The sequence below is a fragment of the Streptomyces sp. NPDC028419 genome, assembly GCF_055565515.1.
Map to the genome: position 1 here is coordinate 115875 of NZ_JBVHUE010000011.1, position 20367 is coordinate 136241.

17 protein-coding genes are annotated in these 20367 nt (G+C 71.5%); 10 read left to right on the forward strand and 7 right to left on the reverse strand.

Features of this window, described 5'->3' with window-relative positions:
- Nucleotides 1-2: 2 nt before the first annotated feature.
- The 6 genes from ACZ4UB_RS15450 to ACZ4UB_RS15475 form a co-directional block, all read right to left on the reverse strand.
- On the reverse strand, nucleotides 3-902 hold the full coding sequence (locus tag ACZ4UB_RS15450) for an arginase family protein (protein WP_468070529.1): 900 nt from the start codon (nucleotides 900-902) through the stop codon (nucleotides 3-5).
- A 4-nt stretch (nucleotides 903-906) separates the two neighbouring features.
- Nucleotides 907-1533 (reverse strand): GNAT family N-acetyltransferase, encoded by a 627-nt coding sequence (locus ACZ4UB_RS15455; protein WP_468070530.1) that lies wholly within the window; start codon nucleotides 1531-1533, stop codon nucleotides 907-909.
- 29 nt (nucleotides 1534-1562) lie between these two features.
- Nucleotides 1563-3584 carry a prolyl oligopeptidase family serine peptidase gene (locus ACZ4UB_RS15460; RefSeq protein ID WP_468070531.1) on the reverse strand — a complete coding sequence of 674 codons (2022 nt, stop codon included), beginning with the start codon at nucleotides 3582-3584 and terminating at the stop codon, nucleotides 1563-1565.
- Entirely contained in the window at nucleotides 3584-4921 is a 1338-nt protein-coding gene (locus ACZ4UB_RS15465; RefSeq protein ID WP_468070532.1) for a M20/M25/M40 family metallo-hydrolase, read from the reverse strand. The genes ACZ4UB_RS15460 and ACZ4UB_RS15465 overlap by 1 nt, the downstream gene beginning before the upstream one ends.
- Before the next feature lie 31 nt (nucleotides 4922-4952).
- Entirely contained in the window at nucleotides 4953-5786 is an 834-nt protein-coding gene (locus ACZ4UB_RS15470) for a M55 family metallopeptidase (RefSeq protein ID WP_468070533.1), read from the reverse strand.
- Between the two features lie 164 nt (nucleotides 5787-5950).
- Nucleotides 5951-6397, reverse strand: coding sequence for an SRPBCC family protein (locus tag ACZ4UB_RS15475; RefSeq protein ID WP_354383147.1), 447 nt, complete (start codon nucleotides 6395-6397; stop codon nucleotides 5951-5953).
- A gap of 238 nt (nucleotides 6398-6635) precedes the next feature.
- Between ACZ4UB_RS15475 and ACZ4UB_RS15480 the strand changes: the two genes are divergently transcribed.
- A complete protein-coding gene (locus ACZ4UB_RS15480) occupies nucleotides 6636-8186 on the forward strand; it encodes an alpha/beta hydrolase (protein ID WP_468070534.1) in 1551 nt (516 codons plus the stop codon).
- Nucleotides 8187-8378: 192 nt separating this feature from the next.
- Here ACZ4UB_RS15480 and ACZ4UB_RS15485 read toward each other — a convergent pair whose 3' ends face one another.
- Nucleotides 8379-8936 (reverse strand): HEAT repeat domain-containing protein, encoded by a 558-nt coding sequence (locus ACZ4UB_RS15485; protein WP_467955856.1) that lies wholly within the window; start codon nucleotides 8934-8936, stop codon nucleotides 8379-8381.
- 353 nt (nucleotides 8937-9289) lie between these two features.
- On the opposite strand from ACZ4UB_RS15485, the gene ACZ4UB_RS15490 reads away from it, so the two are divergent.
- From ACZ4UB_RS15490 to pssA, 9 genes are all read left to right on the forward strand, one after another.
- Nucleotides 9290-11110, forward strand: a complete 1821-nt coding sequence (locus ACZ4UB_RS15490; RefSeq protein WP_468070535.1) for a 3-hydroxyacyl-CoA dehydrogenase family protein — start codon at nucleotides 9290-9292, stop codon at nucleotides 11108-11110.
- 175 nt (nucleotides 11111-11285) lie between these two features.
- On the forward strand, nucleotides 11286-12098 hold the full coding sequence (locus ACZ4UB_RS15495) for a TetR family transcriptional regulator (protein ID WP_468070536.1): 813 nt from the start codon (nucleotides 11286-11288) through the stop codon (nucleotides 12096-12098).
- A 409-nt stretch (nucleotides 12099-12507) separates the two neighbouring features.
- Nucleotides 12508-13845 carry a crotonyl-CoA carboxylase/reductase gene (gene ccrA, locus ACZ4UB_RS15500; RefSeq protein WP_354383142.1) on the forward strand — a complete coding sequence of 446 codons (1338 nt, stop codon included), beginning with the start codon at nucleotides 12508-12510 and terminating at the stop codon, nucleotides 13843-13845.
- Between the two features lie 29 nt (nucleotides 13846-13874).
- Complete coding sequence (locus ACZ4UB_RS15505) at nucleotides 13875-15944, forward strand: protein meaA (RefSeq protein WP_468070537.1); 2070 nt, start codon at nucleotides 13875-13877, stop codon at nucleotides 15942-15944.
- Complete coding sequence (locus tag ACZ4UB_RS15510) at nucleotides 15941-16915, forward strand: HpcH/HpaI aldolase/citrate lyase family protein (RefSeq protein WP_468070538.1); 975 nt, start codon at nucleotides 15941-15943, stop codon at nucleotides 16913-16915. Before ACZ4UB_RS15505 ends, ACZ4UB_RS15510 begins: the two co-directional genes overlap by 4 nt.
- Nucleotides 16916-16920: 5 nt before the next feature.
- Nucleotides 16921-17433: a MaoC family dehydratase gene (locus ACZ4UB_RS15515; RefSeq protein ID WP_354383139.1), complete on the forward strand. Its 513-nt coding sequence runs from the start codon at nucleotides 16921-16923 to the stop codon at nucleotides 17431-17433.
- A 4-nt stretch (nucleotides 17434-17437) separates the two neighbouring features.
- On the forward strand, nucleotides 17438-18643 hold the full coding sequence (locus ACZ4UB_RS15520; RefSeq protein ID WP_354383138.1) for an acyl-CoA dehydrogenase family protein: 1206 nt from the start codon (nucleotides 17438-17440) through the stop codon (nucleotides 18641-18643).
- 187 nt (nucleotides 18644-18830) lie between these two features.
- Complete coding sequence (locus ACZ4UB_RS15525) at nucleotides 18831-19487, forward strand: phosphatidylserine decarboxylase (RefSeq protein WP_330333490.1); 657 nt, start codon at nucleotides 18831-18833, stop codon at nucleotides 19485-19487.
- Nucleotides 19474-20364, forward strand: a complete 891-nt coding sequence (pssA, locus tag ACZ4UB_RS15530; protein ID WP_468070539.1) for a CDP-diacylglycerol--serine O-phosphatidyltransferase — start codon at nucleotides 19474-19476, stop codon at nucleotides 20362-20364. The genes ACZ4UB_RS15525 and pssA overlap by 14 nt, the downstream gene beginning before the upstream one ends.
- The last annotated feature ends 3 nt before the right edge of the window (nucleotides 20365-20367 follow it).

Below are 20367 nucleotides of genomic sequence, written 5' to 3' on the forward strand. Positions count from 1 at the left end.
GATTACGCAAAGGCCCCGGCCACCAGGTCGGCGAGGAGCGCGCCCGCACTGGCGTCCGGGTCGAGGTCGGGGTCGTAGACGGTGACGTTGAGCCCGACGCAGCGCGGGGACTTCACCAGGACGGCGAGCAGCTCGCCCAGTTCGTCCGGGAGCAGCCCGCCCGGCTCGGGGCTGTCCACGGCGGGCATCACCCCCGGGTCCAGCGCGTCGGCGTCCAGGTGCACCCAGAAGCCGTCGGTGACCGGCGGCCGCAGCCCCTCCAGCGCGACCCGCGCCACCGGCCCGGCCCCGGCCTCCCGGATCTGTCCGACGGTGACGGCCATGATCTTGGCGGCGGCCAGTTCGGGGAGGTCCGCGTCCCCGTCCCGGAGTCCGAAGAGCCGTACGTCCTCGTCCCGCAGGTACGGCGAGCGGCCCTCGATGTCGCTGAGGTCGGCCTGCCCGCGCCCGGTGGCCAGGGCCAGCTCCTCTCCCCCGGCCGCGCCGACCGGGCCGTTCAGCTCCTCGTTCCCGGGATGGCGGAAGTCGGCGGAGCCGTCGATGGCGGCCAGCCCGAAACGGCCGAGCCGGCGCATCGCGAGGGAGGCGCCGAGCTGGATCGAGCAGTCCCCGCCGAGGACGACCGGGAACTCCCCGGCCCGCAGGTGTTTTTCGATCCGGTCGGCGAGGACGACGGTGTAGGCGGCGAGGGAGCGGGCGTGGAAGACGCCGTCTCCCTCCCGCCAGTCACCGAGGTCGTAGCGCGGCGGTACGACGACTCCGCCTTCGCGCGCGCCGAGCCGGGCCAGCAGGCCCTGTTCGCGCAGCGCCCCGGCGAGTTTGTGGACCCCGGGCACGGCGCCGGGGACGGGAGGGCGTAGACCGAGGTTGGACGGGGCGTCGAGGAGCACGATCGTTCGCATCTCCTCATCCTGCGTGATGCGGGACCGTCGGGTCGAGCATCTCCCGGGTGATGGCCCAGCGTTCGTGGTCGCGCCAGGCTCCGTCGACGTGCAGGAAGGCGGGCGAGAGGCCCTCCCGGCGCAGGCCGAGGCGGCGGACGAGCGCGAGCGAGGCGGTGTTGCCGGGCTGCACGTTCGCCTCCAGCCGGTGCAGGCCGAGCCCGTGCGCGGTGGGCGCTGCGGGAGCGCTCAGCGCGTGCCGGAGCAGCAGCCCGAGCCCCTCGGTCAGCAGGCCCCGGCCGGCGGCGTGCGCGAAGGCGCCGTAGCCCAGGGCCCCGCACTGGAACGCCCCGCGCACGATGTTGTTCACGTTGACGAAGCCGGCGATCGCCCCGCCGCCGCGCTCGCACACCAGGAATCCCGCGCCGACGGCGTCCGCGCCGGTCAACCGGGCCGCGTAGGCCGCGTACTCCTCGGGCGTCGCCGGCGGGAACAGCCACGGCCGGTGCAGCGTCCGGCTCTCGCGCACGCGCCGGGTGAACTCGGGCCCGTCGGCCGGGCGCAGGGGGCGCAGGCCCACCCGGGGGCCCTCGGCGAGGTAGGGGGGACGAGGATCGGCGGGATCGGTGACGACGCTCTCGATTTCGGACATCCGCCCAGGCTAAACGGCCCGCGGGGCGCTCAGGCGCGCAGCTCCAGGCGCGGTACGTCCGGGCGCTCGAAGCCGAAGGTCTGGGCGTACAGGGACAGTTCGGCCTCCAGCGCGCGGACGATGGTGTCGGCCCGGCGGAAGCCGTGTCCCTCGCCCTCGAAGGCGAGGTAGGCGTGGGGCACCGAGCGCCCGCGCAGGGCGGCGAGGAAGCGTTCGGCCTGTGCGGGCGGGCACACCGCGTCGTCCAGGCCCTGGAGCAGCACGAAGGGTGCGGTGATCCGGTCGGCGCGGGCCAGCGGCGAGCGGTCGCGGCAGCGGACGGCCAGGGTCTCGGGCGGCCCGGCGAGGCCGTCGGCGTAGCGCGATTCCAGGTCGTGGGTCTCGGCGGCGAAGCCGGTGAGGTCGAGGACCGGGTAGATGACCGTGCCGCAGGCGTAGAGGTCGGTCGCGGCCAGCGAGGCCGCCGCGGTCCAACCGCCCGCGCTGCCGCCGCGGATGGCGAGCCGCCGCGGGTCGGCGGTGCCCTCGGCGGCCAGCGCGCGGGCCACCGCGGCGCAGTCGTCCACGTCGACCACGCCCCACTGCTCGCGCAGCCGCTCGCGGTAGGCCCGCCCGTAGCCGGTGGAGCCGCCGTAGTTGACCTCGGCCACCCCGATGCCACGGGAGGTGAAATAGGCGATGTGCAGGTCGAGCACGGGCGGCACGTGGTCGGTGGGGCCGCCGTGCGCCCACACCACGTACGGCGGGAGCTCGTCGGCGGGGGCCCGCAGGGTGGGGTGGTGGGGCGGGTAGACGTGCGCGTGGATCTCGTGGTCGTCGGGGCCCAGGAAGGTCCGACTCAGCGGCTCCGGGTAGTACGCCGGGTCCACCGGGCCGGGCCGGCGGGCGCCTTCCGCGGTGGCCACGGGCCGGGCGTGGCCGCTCGCGGTGTCCAGCTCGACCACCTCGTACGGGCTGCGCGGGCTGGCCGCGACGCCGTAGACGCGGGTGCCGTGCGCGGCGAGGGTGGGCTGCCAGGCGGTCCAGGGGCCGGCCGCGTCCACCAGGTCGCCGGTCTCCGGGTCGAGGATGCCGAGCACCGAGGAGCCCTGTCCGTGCAGGACGGCGACGGTCCCCTCCGCCAGGGGGGCGAGCCATGCGAGGCCCGGCTTCCAGAGCGGGCCGCCGAACTCCTCCTCGCGCGGGCACAGGTTGACGGGGGCGCCGCCGGTGGGGCTCACCCGGTACGGGTTCCACCAGCCGCCCCGGTCGCTGACCGCCAACAGGCTGCCGTCGGCGGCCCATTCGACCTGGGCGACGGCCTCGTCGGGGCCGCCGAGCACGGTGCGGACACCGGCGAGGCCGCCCTCGGCGGTGACCTCGGCCAGCAGCAGTTCGGTCCCGTCCCAGGGCATCCGCGGATGGTCCCAGACCAGCCAGGCGGCCCGCCGCCCGTCCGGCGAGAGCCGCGCGCCGGTGCTGAACCGGTGGCGGTCGTCGGTGAGTTCGCGCACCGCCGAGCGGTCCTCGGCGGCGGATCCGTCCAGCGGTACGGCCGCCAGGACCCGGCGCACGTCGGTCGGCGCGGGCCCGGTGAACTCCTCCATGACGCACCACACGGCGCCCTCGCGCAGCACCGGGTCCACCCAGCGCAGCCCTGCGCCGACCGTGCCGAGGGGGGTCAGCGGGCGCGGTCGGGCGCCGGGCGCGTCCGGCTCGTACGCGTACATCCGCTGGTCGGCGAAGTGCGTGAAGACGATCAACGGGCCTTCTGCGGCGCCGCGTTCGCGACCCGCCCAGGGCCGGCCGCCGTATTCGGTGAAGCCGCTGCGCACGTTCCACGGCGCGGGCAGCGCGGGGGCGGCGGGGCCGCCGTCGGCCGGCCGGCGGACCAGGGTGCGGCGGCCGCCCTCGTCCGGGCGCGGTTCGGTCCACCACACCTCGTCGCCGACCGTGCCCAGGTACTCGGGCCGGCCGTCGTGCGCGGCGGCGAGGGCGGCGGCGATGGGTGAGGGCCACGTGCCGTAGGGCGCGGTCGGCACGGCGGGCTGCGCGGGGACGGAGGGCACCATCACAAGGTCCGCAGCGCGCGGTCGAGGACCTTGACCCCGAAGTGCAGGGCTTCGACGGGGACCCGTTCGTCCACCCCGTGGAAGAGCGACCAGTAGTCGAAACCGGGGGGCAGCTGGAGCGGGGAGTAGCCGTAGCCGGTGATGCCGAGGCGGGAGAACTGCTTGGCGTCGGTGCCGCCCGCCATGCAGAAGGGGACCACCCGGCCTTCGGGGTCGAAGTGTTCGACGGCCTCCCGCAGGACGGCGAAGGTCCTTCCGTGGACCGGGGCTTCGAGGGCCACCTCGCGGTGGTGGAACTCCCAATCGACGTCGGGACCGGTGAGCGCGTCCAAGGTCGCGTGGAACTCGGCCTCGCCGCCGGGCAGCATCCGGCCGTCGATGTGGGCGATGGCGCGCCCCGGGATGACGTTCACCTTGTAACCGGCTTCGAACATGCTGGGGTTGGCGCTGTTGCGCAGGGTCCCCTCGACCAGCGCCCGGACGGGTCCGAGCCGTTCCAGTAGGCCGTCGAGGTCGAATCCGGGGGCCTTCGGGTCGACGGACATCCCCTGGTGCGCGGCGAGTTCGGTGAGGCAGGCGGCCACGGTGTCGGTGATCCGCACGGGCCATTCGTGCGCGCCGATCCGGGCGACGGCGGCGGCGAGCCGGGTGACGGCATTGGCCCGGTTCGGCTTGGATCCGTGTCCCGCGGTGCCGTGGGCGGTCAACTTCAGCCAGGCGGTGCCGCGTTCGCCGGCGGCGACGGGGTAGAGCGGGCCACCGGGTCCGGCGTGGACGGTGAAGGCCCCCGATTCGCCGAGTCCTTCCGTACAGCCTTCGAAGAGGTCCGCGTGCTGGCGGACGAGGAAGTCGGAGCCGTCGACGGCGCTGTCCTCCTCGTCGGCGGTGAAGGCGATCACGATGTCGCGGCGCGGCCTGACCCCGGCCCGGGCCCAGGCCCGGACCACGGCGAGGACCATCGCGTCCATGTTCTTCATGTCGACGGCCCCGCGGCCCCACACCACCCCGTCGCGGACCTCGCCGGAGAAGGGGTCCACGCTCCAGTCGGCCGCCTCGGCGGGCACGACGTCCAGGTGGCCGTGGACGAGCAGCGCGTCGGCCGCGGGATCGGTGCCCGCGATCCGGGCGACCACGTTGGTGCGGCCCGCGGTGCGTTCCAGGAGTACGGGCTCCAACCCGGCGGCGGCGAGGCGTTCGGCGGCGTACTCGGCGGCCGGGCGTTCCCGGCAGTCGCCACCGCCGCGGTTGGTGGTGTCGATGCGGATGAGGCCGGAGGTGAATTCGACGACCTCGTCGAGCGCCAGCCGGTCGACGGCCGTCCCGTCCCTCACGTCCATCGGGGCCATTGGATCCAGAACCTGTTCCATGTCACCCATACTGCTCCTCCACCGCTGCGGAGACGATCGTCGTGACCGTCTTGAAGGTCCGGATCCCCTCGTACATCGCCCCGCTGGTGTAGGCGATCCTGCGTTCCCCGGCCCGCTCGACCCCCGGCACGACGGTCGCGGCCATCGCCAGGTGCTCGGCGTCGAACTCGACCTCGACGGTGAAGGGGCCGCCGACCACCGGTGCGTGGCGCACGGCGAGGGCGGTGGCGGCCTTGGCGGCGGAGCGGATGTCGGCGGCGGTCCGGGTGGGGGTGCGGCACACCGCGGCGTAGCGCGAGACGTGGTCCTTCACCGCGACGGTCCGGGCGCCCGGGGCGTAGTCGGCCGCGTCCGCGCAGGTCAGGTCGTCGCCGGTGACCAGGACGACGGGGACGCCGTACTCGGCGACCACGAGGGAGTTGAGCCGGCCCTCGCTCGCCCGGACGCCGTTCACCCACACCCCGGTGATCGAGTTGGCGAGGTAGGTGTGGGCGAGGACGCCCTCCTCGCCCGCGCCGGTGTGGTAGCCGACGAAGGCGATCCCGTCGACGTCCCCGTGCTGGACCCCCTCGACCATGGAGAGGGCCTTGTGGCGGCCGGTGAGCATCTGGACGCGCTCGTCGAGCCGCTCCAGCAGCAGGTTGCGCATGGTCCAGTGGGCTTCGTTGACGAGCACCTCGTCGGCGCCGCCGTCGAAGAAGCCGAGGGCGGCGGCGTTCACGTCGGAGGTGAACAGGGCGCGGCAGCGCTCCCACTGGGGGGTGCCGGGCAGGACGTCCGCGGGCCAGGTGACGCCGGTGGCGCCTTCCATGTCGGCGGAGACGAGGATCTTCATCAGGGCCCCCGGGCGGTCGGTCGCGACGCAGGGGCCCCAGCCTATCCACGGCCCCCGCCCGCGCCCAGGGTGCGGCGCGCCGGTCGGCGCCGGTCCGCGAAGTCCACTCGAACCGGTGAGCCGCCCACGGCGTGCCCACCGGTCCGCGGGGGGGGTGCGGGGTACTAGCCCTTCTCGACCTCGGTGGCCAGGTTCGCCAGCACGCTGTCGTAGATGCGGCCCAGGCCCTTGGGCGCGAAGGTCCGCTCGAAGAAGCCGCCGATGCCGCCGGCGCCGTTCCACACGGTGCTGACCACGGCCTTGGACTTGCCCTCGCCCGCCGGGGTGACGGTCCAGGTGGTGACCATGGAGGAGTTGCGGTCCTTCTCCACGAGCTGCCCGTCGGTGGGCTCGGTGACCTCCAGCAGGCAGTCGCGCACGCGCTTGCTGGTGGCCTGGAGCTTCCAGTGGACCAGGGTGCCCTCGCCGTCGCCGCCCTCGCGCACCTCGTACTCGCTGAAGTGCTCGGGGAGCAGCTTGCCCCGGGTACCGCTGTAGTCCGCCAGCGCGTCGAACACGGTTTCCGCGTCAGCCGCGATGATCCGCTCCGTGGTGGCCTCGACCTGCGCCATAGCTGTTCCTCCAGCAGTTGTGTTCACTCGTCCCGCGCAAGCCAATCACCTCCGCCCCGGCCGCCCAAATCCACCTCCGGGCCGGCGCCGGTGCGGCGCGGGCGCCGCGGCCGTACTCCATCTGCGGCCGGGCCCGCCGCTGAAGCGTCATCAGATCGGGCCAATACGTCGCACAATCCCGTCTTCCACCTCCCTGTTCCGGGACGATTCCGCCCAGAACCCTCGGCTGGGAGGCCCCATGATCCGCCCCTTGACGCAGCGCGCCGCGGTGCTGCTGTCCGTCGCCACCGTCGCCACCGCCCTCGCGGGCCCGCCCGCCGCCGCGGCTCCCGCCGCCGCGGCACTGCGCTGGACCGACTGCAAGACGGCGCGCTACCCGACCCTGCAGTGCGCTTCCCTCGCGGTCCCGCTGGACCACGACCGGCCCGCCGGCCGGCAGATCTCGCTGGCCCTCACCCGGGTTCCGCACACCGCCAAGACCTCCCAGGGACCCCTGTTGGTCAATCCCGGCGGCCCCGGCGGCAGCGGGCGCTCCCTCGCCGGGTACGTCGCCTCCGCGCTCCCCAAGGCGGTGGCCGCGCAGTTCGACGTCATCGGCTTCGACCCGCGCGGCGTCGGCAAGAGCGAACCGACCCTGGACTGCGGCGCGGGCCACTTCAAGCCCGTGCGCCCGGACTCCGTCCCCCTCGACCCGGCCGTCGAGCGGGCCAACCTGGAGCGGGTGAAGTCCTTCGCCGAGTCCTGCCGGACCAAGCACGCGGACGTCCTGCCCTACATCGACACGGTGTCCGCCGCGCGCGACATCGAGCTGCTGCGGGTCGCCCTGGGCGCGCCGCGGATCAGCTACTTCGGCTACTCCTACGGGACCTACCTGGGCGCCGTGTACGCGCGGCAGCACCCGGAGCGCGTGCACCGGCTGGTGTTGGACTCCATCGTCGACCCGGGCGGGGTCTGGTACGGCGACAACCTCGCGCAGGACCGGGCCTTCGACGCCCGCCACAAGGCCTTCCTGGCCTGGGTGGCCCGGCACGACGCCACCTACCACCTGGGCACCGATCCGGCGCGGGTCGAGCGGCGCTGGTACGCCATGCGCGAGGACCTGCGCACCACCCCGGCGGGCGGCACGGTGGGTGCGGCCGAGCTGGAGGACACCTTCATGCCGGGCGGCTACTACAACGGCTACTGGCCGAACCTCGCGGAGGCCTTCGCCGCCTACGCGCAGCGCGGCGACACCCAGCCCCTGGTGGCCGCCTACGCGCGGTTCGGCGCGGTCGAGCCGTCCGCCGGCAACAGCTACAGCGTCTACACGGCGGTCCAGTGCCGGGACTCGGCCTGGCCGAAGGACTGGAACCGCTGGCGCGCCGACATGTGGCGCACGCACGCCGAGGCGCCCTTCATGACCTGGAACAACGCCTGGTACAACGCCCCGTGCGCCTTCTGGCCGACCGAGCAGCTGGCCGCGCCGGACGTCACCAACGCCGAGCTGCCGCCCGCGCTGCTCTTCCAGGCCACCTTGGACGCGGCGACCCCCTTCGAGGGCGGGAAGAGCATGCACGAGAAGCTCAAGAACTCGGCCCTGGTCGTCGAGGAGGGCGGCGGCAACCACGGCATCGCGCTGAGCGGCAACACCTGCCTGGACGAGAAGCTGGCCACCTACCTGACGACGGGCCGGGCGGCCGACGCGACCTGCGCCGCCCGCCCCGACCCCCAGCCGACCGCGGCCACCCGCGCCGTCGCACCCACGGCCGGCGGCGCGACCCTGCACGGGATGCTGGGCTTCCGCGGCTGACCGGGCGGCGGAGACGGCCTAGGCCCTGTCGTCAAAGTGCCGTCTGCCTCGCGACGCCTGGCACGCACTCTCGCCGCACCGGGCGAAAGCCAAGTACGTCCAGTACGCGGGCTTCCGCCCGGCACGGCGAGAGCACGGACCAGACGCCGCGGGGCCGCCCTTCGGGCGACGACGGCCCTTTGACGACAGGACCTAGGCGGGGGCGTCCAGCTCCCGCAGGGCCCGTGTCGCGGCCACCGCGAGGCGCGGATGGGACTGGGCCCGGGTCAGCACGTCCCGGGCCCGCGGGTCGGCGAGGGCGCCCAGCCCCTCCACGCAGGCGAGCGCCACCCGCCAGTACGGATCGTGCGGCCCCAGCAGCCGGGACAGCGTGGCGATCAGTGCGGGGGCGGATTCGGGAGCCCGCAGCGCCACCAGGAGCCGCACCGGGTGCAGCGCGTAGGCCGTGCGCAGTTCGTTGGTGGCCAGGGCCGCCGCCGCGCGGGCGGTCCGGGGGTCGTTCAGCACCGCCAGGGCCTGCGCGGCGGCCTCGCAGCGCGGCGGGTCCCGGTGGTTGAGCAGCAGCACCAGGGACTCGAAGGCCCGCCGGTCACCGGCCAGCCCCAGCCGGTACGCCGCCAGCTCGCGGGCCCACAGCGGGCGGCCCGCCGCCGTCAGGGACGCGGCCAGGGCATCCGGCCGCGCCGTCAACAGCGCCTCGTACTCCGGCGCTTGGTCCGCCTCTTCCCGCAGCCGCTCCAGCACGTTCACCCGACCCACCCTAGGGCGGTCCGGGCGCCCAGGAGCGGCGTACGTCACATCTCCCGTGCTCTGGCCAACTGGTTACCGACGAGTTACTGTCCTTCTCAACACGTACGAGGGCGGCCTGGTGACGCAGCCGCCCCCGTGTCCGTCGGTCCGGTGCTCCGATCTCCTCGGGTACCGATGTTCTTACGGCGCGGCCCCGGGACAGGGTCCGCCGCTCTCCGCCCCGCACGGCACCGCCCTGCACGGCATCCGCCCGCCCGGGCCCAGGCCCGTACCGGCGCCCCGCCCCGCACGGCATCCGGCGCGCCCCAGCCGCGCGCCCTCCCTCAGTCGTCACTCTTCACTGGAGTCCCGCGATGGACCGTCAGTCCAGTCAGCCCACCCCGCCCCCTTCCGGCCCCACCGCCCTGCAGACGATCGCCGTCGTCGGTCTCGGCACCATGGGCGCCGGCATCGCCGAGGTCCTCGCCCGGGCCGGCCGCGAGGTCATCGGCATCGACACCGACGAGAGCGCCGCCCGGCGGGCGACCGCCACCCTGGCCTCCGCCACCGCCCGCTCGGTCGCCCGCGAGCAGCTCACCGAGCAGGAGCGGGACGCCGTCCTCTCCCGCTTCCGCACCTTCGGCGAGCTGTCGGCCGCCGCCGACGCCGATCTCGTCATCGAGGTCGTCCCGGAGTCCTACGAGCTGAAGCAGCAGGTCTTCGCCGCGCTGGACACGATCGTGCGCCCCGACACCATCTTGGCCACCGGCACGAACGCGCTGTCCGTGACCCGGCTCGCGGCCGAGTCGCTGCGCCCCGAGCGCGTGCTGGGCCTGCACTTCTTCAACCCGGCCCCCGCCATGAAGCTCGTCGAGGTCGTTTCCTGCGTGCTCACCGCGCCGACCGCCGTCGAGGCCGTCACGGCGCTCGCCCGCGAGCTGGGCAAGGAGCCCGTGGCGGTCGGCGACCGGCCCGGTTTCGTCGCGGACGGGCTGCTCTTCGGCTACCTGAACCAGGCCGCCGCCATGTACGAGGCCAAGTACGCCTCCCGCGAGGACATCGACGCGGCCATGAAGCTGGGATGCGGCCTGCCGATGGGCCCGCTGGCCCTGCTCGACCTGATCGGCGTCGACACCGCCCGTACCGTCCTGGAGGCCATGTACGCCTCCTCCGGCGACCGCCTGCACGCCCCGGCCCCCATCCTCGGCCACCTCGCGGAGGCCGGTCTGACCGGCCGCAAGTCCGGGCGCGGCTTCTACACCTACGAGGCGCAGGGCAGCCCGGTCATCGTGCGCGACCTGCAGACCCCGCTGGACGGGTCCGTGATCGCCTCCAGCCGTCCCGTGTCCACGGTCGGCGTGGCCGGTTCCGGCACGATGGCCAGCGGTATCGCCCAGGTCTTCGCGCAGGCGGGTTACTCCGTGGTGCTGGCGGCCCGCAGCCAGGACAAGGCGGACGCGGCGAAGGCCGCGATCGGCAAGTCCCTGGCCCGCGCGGTGGACAAGGGCCGGCTGACGGCCGAGGCCGCCGAGCGGACCCTGGAGCGGATCTCCCCGGCCGGTTCGCTGGACGCCTTCGCCGAGGTGGACATGGCCGTCGAGGCGGTCGCCGAGGACCTGGCGGTCAAGCAGGAGCTCTTCGCGACCCTGGACAAGGTGTGCCGGCCGGGAGCGGTGCTCGCGACGACCACCTCGTCCCTGCCCGTGATCGCGATCGCCCGCGCGACCTCGCGCCCGCAGGACGTGATCGGCATGCACTTCTTCAACCCGGCCCCGGCCATGAAGCTCGTCGAGGTGGTCCGTACGGTCCTGACGGCCGACGACGTGCACGCCACGGTCCGCGGGATCTGCCTGAAGGTGCGCAAGCACCCGGTGGACTGCGGGGACCGCGCCGGCTTCATCGTGAACGCGCTCCTGTTCCCGTACCTGAACAACGCGATCAAGATGGTCGAGCAGCACTACGCGAGCCTGGACGAGATCGACGCCGCGATGAAGCTGGGCGGCGGGTACCCGATGGGTCCCTTCGAACTGCTCGACGTGGTCGGTCTGGACGTCTCCCTCGCCATCGAGAAGGTCCTCCACAAGGAGTTCCGGGACCCGGGGCTGGCCCCCTCCCCGCTCCTGGAGCACCTCGTCGCCGCGGGCTGCCTCGGCCGGAAGACCGGCCGCGGTTTCCGTGAGTACGCCCGCCGGTAGGCCACGGCCCGACCGGCGGGCATCCGAGCCGGATGCGTGGGGAGGGCTGCTCGGGACTGCCGGACCCTCACGGCGGGACATACCCACCGAGCCCAGTGCGGGCCCTCCCCCGCATCCACCCCCGTCCCCGGCCCCACAGGCGCGCCCCGCCGCGCGCATGAAGTACTTTCGGTCTATGTCCCAGCCCGCCAAGACCTCGCCCCGCGCCGCCTCGGCCTCCGACTCCGCGGAGAGCCCCGCGGGTACCCGGGCGGCCGCCCAGCGCCTCAAGATGCGTCGCGAGCTGGCCGCCGCGGCCATGGAGCTGTTCGCGACGAAGGGGTACGAGGCCACCACGGTCGACGAGATCGCCGCGACGGCGGGGGTCGCGCGACGGACCTTCTTCCGCCACTTCCGGTCCAAGGAAGAGGCGATCTTCCCGGACCACGACGACACCCTGACCCGGGCCGAGGCGGTCCTGGACGTGGCCCCGGCGCACGAGCACCCGCTCGACACGGTGTGCCGCGGGATCAAGGAAGTCATGAAGATGTACGCCGCCTCCCCGGCGGTGTCGGTGGAGCGCTACCGGCTGACCCGCGAGGTCCCGGCGCTGCGGGAGCGCGAGATCGCTTCGGTGGCCCGCTACGAGCGACTGTTCACGCGCTACCTGCTGGCCCACTTCGACGAGCAGGACCACCACGCCGGCAACGACGATCCGCTGCTCGCCGAGGTGGCCGCCTCCGCGGTGGTCACCGCCCACAACCACGTGCTGCGGCGTTGGCTGCGGGCGGGCGGCGAGGGGGACGTGGAGGGCCAGCTGGACCACGCCTTCTCGATCGTGCGCAAGACCTTCGGTTCCGGGATCGGCGCGGGGCGCTCCCAGGTCGGGGCGCCGGCCCCGGCCGCCGCCGTCCGCACCGAGGGCGAGGTACTGGTCGCGGTGGCCCGTACGGACGCACCGCTCGACGAGGTCATGCGCACGATCGAAGAGGCGTTGCGCAACAGATAGGGACTCATGTCACAAGGGCCGCTCCCGTTCGGGGGCGGCCCTTTCCGCATCCCGCTCATTGTGTCCACCTTGCCCCTACTCGTGGGTAACTCTGATCGATCATCGCTCATCCGTGCAGGTCAATCGGCAAATGAGAGAAGTTTTTGGCACGCAGTGCCTTGCCGAGTGACACGGGGTGCCATACGTTGAATCTCGTCCGGATGTCCCCGCGATCCACGCCCACCACGGCACGGAGCGCGCCCCGGACGCCTGCGTCACAGGCACCCTCCGCGCCACCCGCGCGTCGCCACGCACCACCCCCGCCGGACCGACGGCACACGCTCAGCACCCTCAGCACCACCACCCTCGCTCTTGCTCCACCTTCGTTGACCCCTCAGCGTTCCCTCAGCGCTCAGCCGGAGGCACCACCGTGAAGGACATCCTGGACGCGATCCAGTCGCAGGCCGCGACGGCCGCCGACTTCGCGGCCCTGCCGCTCCCCGAGTCCTACCGCGCGATCACCGTGCACAAGGACGAGACCGAGATGTTCGCGGGCCTCACCACCCGCGAGAAGGACCCGCGCAAGTCGCTGCACCTGGACCAGGTCCCGGTGCCCGAACTCGGCCCGGGCGAAGCCCTGGTGGCCGTCATGGCCTCCTCGGTCAACTACAACTCCGTGTGGACCTCGATCTTCGAGCCCGTGTCCACCTTCAGCTTCCTGGAGCGCTACGGGCGCCTGTCGGAGCTGACCAAGCGGCACGACCTTCCGTACCACGTGATCGGCTCCGACCTCGCGGGCGTCGTCCTGCGCACCGGCCCCGGCGTCAACGCCTGGAAGCCCGGCGACGAGGTCGTCGCGCACTGCCTCTCGGTCGAGCTGGAGTCCTCGGACGGCCACAACGACACGATGCTCGACCCCGAGCAGCGGATCTGGGGCTTCGAGACCAACTTCGGCGGCCTGGCCGAGATCGCGCTCGTCAAGTCCAACCAGCTGATGCCCAAGCCGGACCACCTCAGCTGGGAGGAGGCCGCCTCCCCGGGCCTGGTCAACTCCACCGCCTACCGCCAGCTGGTCTCCCGCAACGGCGCCGGCATGAAGCAGGGCGACAACGTCCTGATCTGGGGCGCCAGCGGTGGACTCGGCTCCTACGCCACGCAGTTCGCCCTGGCCGGCGGCGCGAACCCGATCTGCGTCGTCTCCAGCGAGCAGAAGGCGGACATCTGCCGTGCCATGGGTGCGACGTCGATCATCGACCGCAACGCCGAGGGCTACAAGTTCTGGAGCGACGAGCACACCCAGGACCCGCGCGAGTGGAAGCGCTTCGGCAAGCGCATCCGCGAGCTGACCGGCGGCGAGGACATCGACATCGTCTTCGAGCACCCGGGCCGCGAGACCTTCGGCGCCAGCGTCTACGTCACCCGCAAGGGCGGCACGATCACCACCTGCGCCTCCACCTCGGGCTACATGCACGAGTACGACAACCGCTACCTGTGGATGTCGCTCAAGCGCATCATCGGCTCGCACTTCGCGAACTACCGCGAGGCGTGGGAGGCCAACCGCCTGGTCGCCAAGGGCAAGATCCACCCCACCCTGTCGAAGGTGTACTCCCTGGAGGACACCGGCCAGGCCGCCTACGACGTCCACCGCAACCTGCACCAGGGCAAGGTCGGCGTCCTCGCGCTGGCCCCCAGCGAGGGGCTCGGCGTGCGCGACCACGAGATGCGCGAGACGCACCTCGACGCCATCAACCGTTTCCGCGACGTCTGAGACGCCAAAGGGCTTAAGGATCGCTTGAGATGACAGAGCGCCAGAAGGACCGGCCGTGGCTCATGCGGACGTACGCCGGTCACTCCACGGCCGAGGCGTCCAACGAGTTGTACCGCCGCAACCTCGCCAAGGGCCAGACGGGTCTGTCGGTCGCCTTCGACCTGCCGACCCAGACCGGATACGACCCCGACCACATCCTCGCCCGCGGCGAGGTCGGCCGGGTCGGCGTTCCCGTCTCCCATCTCGGCGACATGCGGCGGCTGTTCCAGGACATTCCGCTGGAGCAGATGAACACCTCGATGACCATCAACGCCACCGCCATGTGGCTACTGGCGCTCTACCAAGTGGCCGCCGAGGAGCAGGGCGCGGACATCGCCCAGCTCCAGGGCACCACGCAGAACGACATCGTCAAGGAGTACCTCTCGCGCGGGACGCACGTCTTCCCGCCCGGGCCCTCGCTCCGACTGACGACGGACATGATCGCGTACACGGTCAACCACATCCCGAAGTGGAACCCGATCAACATCTGCAGCTATCACCTGCAGGAGGCGGGGGCCACTCCGGTCCAGGAGATCTCGTACGCGATGTCCACGGCCATCGCCGTGCTGGACTCGGTCCGCGATTCGGGCCAGGTCCCGGCGGAGCGCTTCGGCGAGGTGGTCGCCCGCATCTCCTTCTTCGTGAACGCGGGCGTCCGCTTCATCGAGGAGATGTGCAAGATGCGCGCCTTCGGCCGGATCTGGGACCGGGTCACCCGCGAGCGCTACGGCATCGAGAACGACAAGCAGCGCCGCTTCCGGTACGGCGTCCAGGTCAACTCCCTCGGACTGACCGAGGCGCAGCCGGAGAACAACGTCCAGCGGATCGTGCTGGAGATGCTGGCGGTGACCCTCTCCAAGGACGCCCGCGCCCGCGCCGTGCAGCTGCCCGCCTGGAACGAGGCCCTGGGCCTGCCCCGGCCGTGGGACCAGCAGTGGTCGCTGCGCATCCAGCAGGTGCTCGCGCTGGAGAGCGACCTGCTGGAGTACGAGGACATCTTCGCGGGCTCGCACGTCATCGAGGCCAAGGTGGACTCCCTGGTCGCCGAGTGCATGGCGGAGATCGAGCGGATCCAGGAGATGGGCGGGGCCATGGCCGCCGTCGAGTCCGGCTACCTGAAGTCCCAGCTGGTCTCCTCGCACGCCGAGCGACGCGCCCGGATCGAGGACGGCGAGGACAAGATCGTCGGCGTCAACTGCTTCCAGCAGACCGAGCCGAACCCGCTGACCGCCGACCTGGACGGCGCGATCATGACGGTGGACGGCGCGGTGGAAGCGCTGACCGTCGAGCGCATCGAGCGCTGGCGCGCGGAGCGGCAGGAGTCCTCGGAGCGCCAGGGCGGCGGCGACCCCTTCGTCTTCCCGACCGTCGGGCAGTCCCTGGACCGGCTCAAGGAGGCCGCGGCCGGGACCGAGAACCTGATGGAGGCCACCTTGGAGTGCGCCCGCGCCGGTGTCACCACCGGCGAGTGGGCCAGCGCCCTGCGCGAGGTCTTCGGCGAGTTCCGGGCGCCGACCGGGGTCTCCTCGGCGCCGGTCGCGGTCACCGCCGAGCCGGGCACGCCGATGGCCGAGGTCCGCGCCAAGGTGACCCGTACCGCCCAGGACCTGGGCGCCGGGCGGCTGCGCCTGCTGGTCGGCAAGCCGGGCCTGGACGGGCACTCCAACGGGGCCGAGCAGATCGCCGTACGGGCCCGCGACGCCGGGTTCGAGGTGGTCTACCAGGGCATCCGGCTCACCCCCGAGGAGATCTCCACGGCCGCGCTGGCCGAGGACGTGCACTGCGTGGGGCTGTCGATCCTGTCCGGCTCGCACTGCGCGCTGGTCCCCGACGTCCTGGAACGCCTCCGGGCGGCGGGGGCGGGTGACATCCCCGTCATCGTCGGGGGCATCATTCCGAACGCCGATGCCATCACCCTGAAGGCGGCCGGCGTCGCCGCCGTCTTCACCCCGAAGGACTTCGGCATCACGGAGATCATCGGCCGTATCGTCGACGAGATCCGCAAGGCGAACAAGCTCCACCCACTAGAGAACGTCGCAAGCACGGAGGTCCCCGCATGACCACGCCCTCTTCCCCGGTCAACCGGCTGCGGCCGCGCCGCTCCTGTCTCGCGGTGCCGGGTTCCAACCCGCGCTTCCTGGAGAAGGCCCAGGGCCTGCCGGCCGACCAGGTCTTCCTCGACCTGGAGGACGCCTGCGCCCCGCTCGCCAAGGAGGGCGCCCGCCACACGATCGTGGACGCGCTGAACCAGGGCGACTGGACGGGCAAGACCCGCGTGGTGCGCGTCAACGACTGGACCACGCACTGGACCTACCGCGATGTGATCACGGTCGTCGAGGGCGCCGGCCAGAACCTCGACTGCATCATGCTGCCCAAGGTCCAGGACGCCCAGCAGGTGGTGGCCCTCGACCTGCTGCTGACGCAGATCGAGAAGACCATGGGCTTCGAGGTCGGCAAGATCGGCATCGAGGCGCAGATCGAGAACGCCAAGGGCCTGGTGAACGTCGACGCGATCGCCGCCGCCTCGCCGCGCCTGGAGACCATCATCTTCGGCCCGGCCGACTTCATGGCCTCGATCAACATGAAGTCGCTGGTCGTGGGCATGCAGCCGCCCGGCTACGGCGCGGACGCCTACCACTACATCCTGATGCGGATCCTGATGGCGGCCCGCATGCACGACCTCCAGGCGATCGACGGCCCCTTCCTCCAGATCAAGAACGTGGACGGCTACCGCGAGGTCGCCGGTCGCGCCGCCGCCCTCGGCTTCGACGGCAAGTGGGTGCTGCACCCCGGTCAGGTGGACGCGGCGAACGAGGTCTTCTCGCCCTCGCAGGAGGACTACGACCACGCCGAGCTGATCCTCGACGCCTACGACTGGTGCACCTCGGAGGCCGGCGGCAAGAAGGGCTCCGCGATGCTCGGCGACGAGATGATCGACGAGGCCAGCCGCAAGATGGCCCTGGTCGTCTCCGGCAAGGGACGCGCCGCGGGCATGCAGCGGACCAGCAAGTTCGAGATCCCGGAGGCCTGATCCCGATGCAGTTCGGACGCACCTACGAAGAGTTCGAGATCGGCGCGGTCTACAAGCACTGGCCCGGAAAGACGGTCACCGAGTACGACGACCACCTCTTCTGCCTGCTGACCATGAACCACCACCCGCTGCACATGGACAGCAACTACGCCGAGAACACGACCGACTTCGGCAAGAACGTGGTCGTGGGCAACTACATCTACTCACTGCTGCTCGGCATGTCCGTGCCGGACGTCTCCGGGAAGGCCATCGCCAACCTGGAGATCGAGTCCCTGCGGCACGTGGCGCCGACCTTCCACGGCGACACGCTCTACGGCGAGACCACGGTCCTCGACAAGACCCCGTCGAAGTCGAAGGACGACCGCGGCATCGTCTACGTCGAGACCAAGGGATACAAGCAGGACGGCACCCTCGTCTGCGTCTTCCGGCGCAAGGTGATGGTTCCGACCGAGACGTACATCACTGAGCGCGGCGGCGAGCAGCCCGGCCGGCCCACGCTGAAGGAACAGGGGAAGTAGCACCATGACCCGACTTGCCCAGACCGCCGGCCTCAACGACGTCCAGCGGGAGATCCTCAAGACCGTCCGCGAGTTCGTCGACAAGGAGATCATCCCGGTCGCGACCCAGCTGGAGCACCGCGACGAGTACCCGCAGCAGATCGTCGACGGCCTCAAGGAACTCGGCCTCTTCGGCCTGATGATCCCGGAGGAGTACGGCGGTCTCGGTGAGTCGCTCCTCACCTACGCGCTGTGCGTGGAGGAGATCGCGCGGGGCTGGATGTCCGTCTCGGGCATCATCAACACCCACTTCATCGTGGCGTACATGATCAAGCAGCACGGCACCCAGGAGCAGAAGGACCACTTCCTGCCGCGGATGGCGGCCGGCGAGATCCGCGGCGCGTTCTCGATGTCCGAGCCGGGTCTGGGCTCGGACGTGTCGGCCATCACGTCCAAGGCGGTGAAGGACGGCGACGAGTACGTCCTGAACGGCCAGAAGATGTGGCTGACGAACGGCGGCACCTCCACGCTCGTCGCCGTCCTCGTGCGCAGTGACGAAGGCCACCCGGAGGGCACGGCCCCCCACAAGTCGATGACGACCTTCCTGATCGAGAAGGAGGCCGGCTTCGGCGAGGTGCGTCCCGGCCTGACCATCCCGGGCAAGATCGACAAGATGGGCTACAAGGGCGTCGACACGACCGAGCTGATCATGGACGGCCTGCGCATTCCGGCCAATCGGGTCCTTGGTGGGACAACCGGCCGAGGGTTTTACCAAATGATGGACGGGGTCGAGGTCGGCCGTGTCAACGTGGCGGCACGTGGCTGTGGCGTCGCTCAGCGTGCGTTCGAGTTGGGTGTCTCATATGCCCAGCAACGTCACACTTTCGGCAAGGCCATCGCCGAGCACCAGGCCATCCAGTTCAAGCTGGCCGAGATGGCTACCAAGGTCGAGGCCGCCCATGCGATGATGGTCAATGCAGCACGCAAAAAGGACTCCGGGGAACGAAACGACCTCGAAGCAGGGATGGCGAAGTACCTCGCCTCCGAGTACTGCAAGGAGGTGGTCGAGGACGCCTTTCGCATCCACGGCGGCTACGGCTTCTCGAAGGAGTACGAGATCGAGCGCCTCTACCGGGAGGCGCCGATGTTGCTGATCGGTGAAGGTACCGCCGAGATCCAAAAAATGATCATTGGGCGACGCCTGCTCGAGGAGTACCGACTCCAGGGCTGAAAGTCCGCCTTAGCCCCGAAATGTCCGAATCATTTCGGGGAAAAGGTCACATCCAGTCACTGGCCGACGGACATCGACTCGGCTTCTGGCTTGCCCAGTTGTTGCGTGCAACCGATAGCATTCCAGTAAAGCCGCCGTCCCGTCCCCCAGTTTGCGGCGCGGCAATCACCCGCTACGAAGGTCATCCATGCCCCACAGCCAAACCTCTGCACCTCGCGTCGGCCTCCTCGGTGGACGCCTCGCGCGCGGAGCATCGCCGTGGCTTCTGCCGACCGTCGCCACCGCTGCGCTCAGCCTCACCCGGGCCCGCAAGTCCGGCCGCTGGGCCGCCGTGGCCGTGCCCACCACTGCGCTGGCGGCGGGCATGCTGTGGTTCTTCCGCGACCCCGAGCGAGAGATCGCCCAGGGCCGCGTCATCTCGCCCGCCGACGGAGTGGTGCAGAGCATCATGCCGTGGAAGGACGGGCGTACCCGGGTCGCGATCTTCATGAGCCCGTTGAACGTCCACGTCAACCGTGCGCCGCTGGCGGGCACGGTGACGTCCGTGGAGCACATCCCCGGCGGATTCGTTCCGGCGTTCAACAAGGAGAGCGAGAACAACGAGCGCGTCGTCTGGCACTTCGACACCGAGCTCGGCGACATCGAGATGGTGCAGATCGCGGGAGCGGTCGCCCGTCGCATCGTTCCCTACCTGCCGGCCGGCACGAAGGTCGAGCAGGGCGAGCGCATCGGTCTGATCCGCTTCGGATCGCGCGTCGACATTTACCTTCCCGAGGGTGTCGAGGTCGCGGTCGAGGTCGGGCAGGCCACCACCGCGGGGGTGACTCGAATTGACCGTGACTGATCCCGAATCACCGGCGAGCCGGGCGGACCAGAAGACCGGCCCCGGCCGGTCCGACTGGGTTCCCGTCGCCGAGGAGGAGACCGACGGCGAGGAGATGCCCCTCTCGCTGCGGCTGTCGATAGCGGACACCCTCACCCTCGGCAACGCGACCTGCGGATTCATGGCGGTGTACTTCACCACCACCGGAATCCTCATTCCGCACCTCACCGGCAGTGACGAATCGGGCATGGCGCGGCACAGCGCCGCGACCGCCGTGATACTGATGCTGCTCGCCGCGGTCTTCGACCTGTGCGACGGCCTGGTGGCACGGAAGCTGCGCAGCTCGCCCATGGGCGCCGAGCTGGACAACCTGTCCGACCTGATCAGCTTCGGGCTGGCCCCCGCGTACTTCGTGCTCGTCTACGGCATGGTCGCCGACGACGCGCACCAGCGGGTGTCGGCACTGGCCGCGATCGTGGTGCTGCTCGCCGTCGTGCTCAGACTCGCCAGATTCAGCTGCGTGACGATGAAGGACGGCATGTTCCAGGGCATGCCGAGCCCCTTCGGCGCGCTGACGGTCGTCTCGATCGTGCTGCTGGAGCTGCCCTTCGTCCCGACCACGATGGCGATCATCGGCGTGGCCTGGTTGATGGTGAGCCGGGTCGAGTACCCCAAGCCGCGGGGCGTCCTCGCGGTGGCGATGCTCAGCTGGATCGTCGGTGCGATGGGGCTGCTGGCGGCCTGGGCGTTCGACGCCCCGGGCGGTCAGCTGCTGCTCCAGACGGGCTGTGCGCTCCAGATCGCCCTCGCGGCGACCATCCCGCTCTTCGCGACCACGCGGCGGGCCAACACCTTCCGCCACAACCGGCGCGAGGCACGGGCGGGCCAGCTGCCCTAGCGG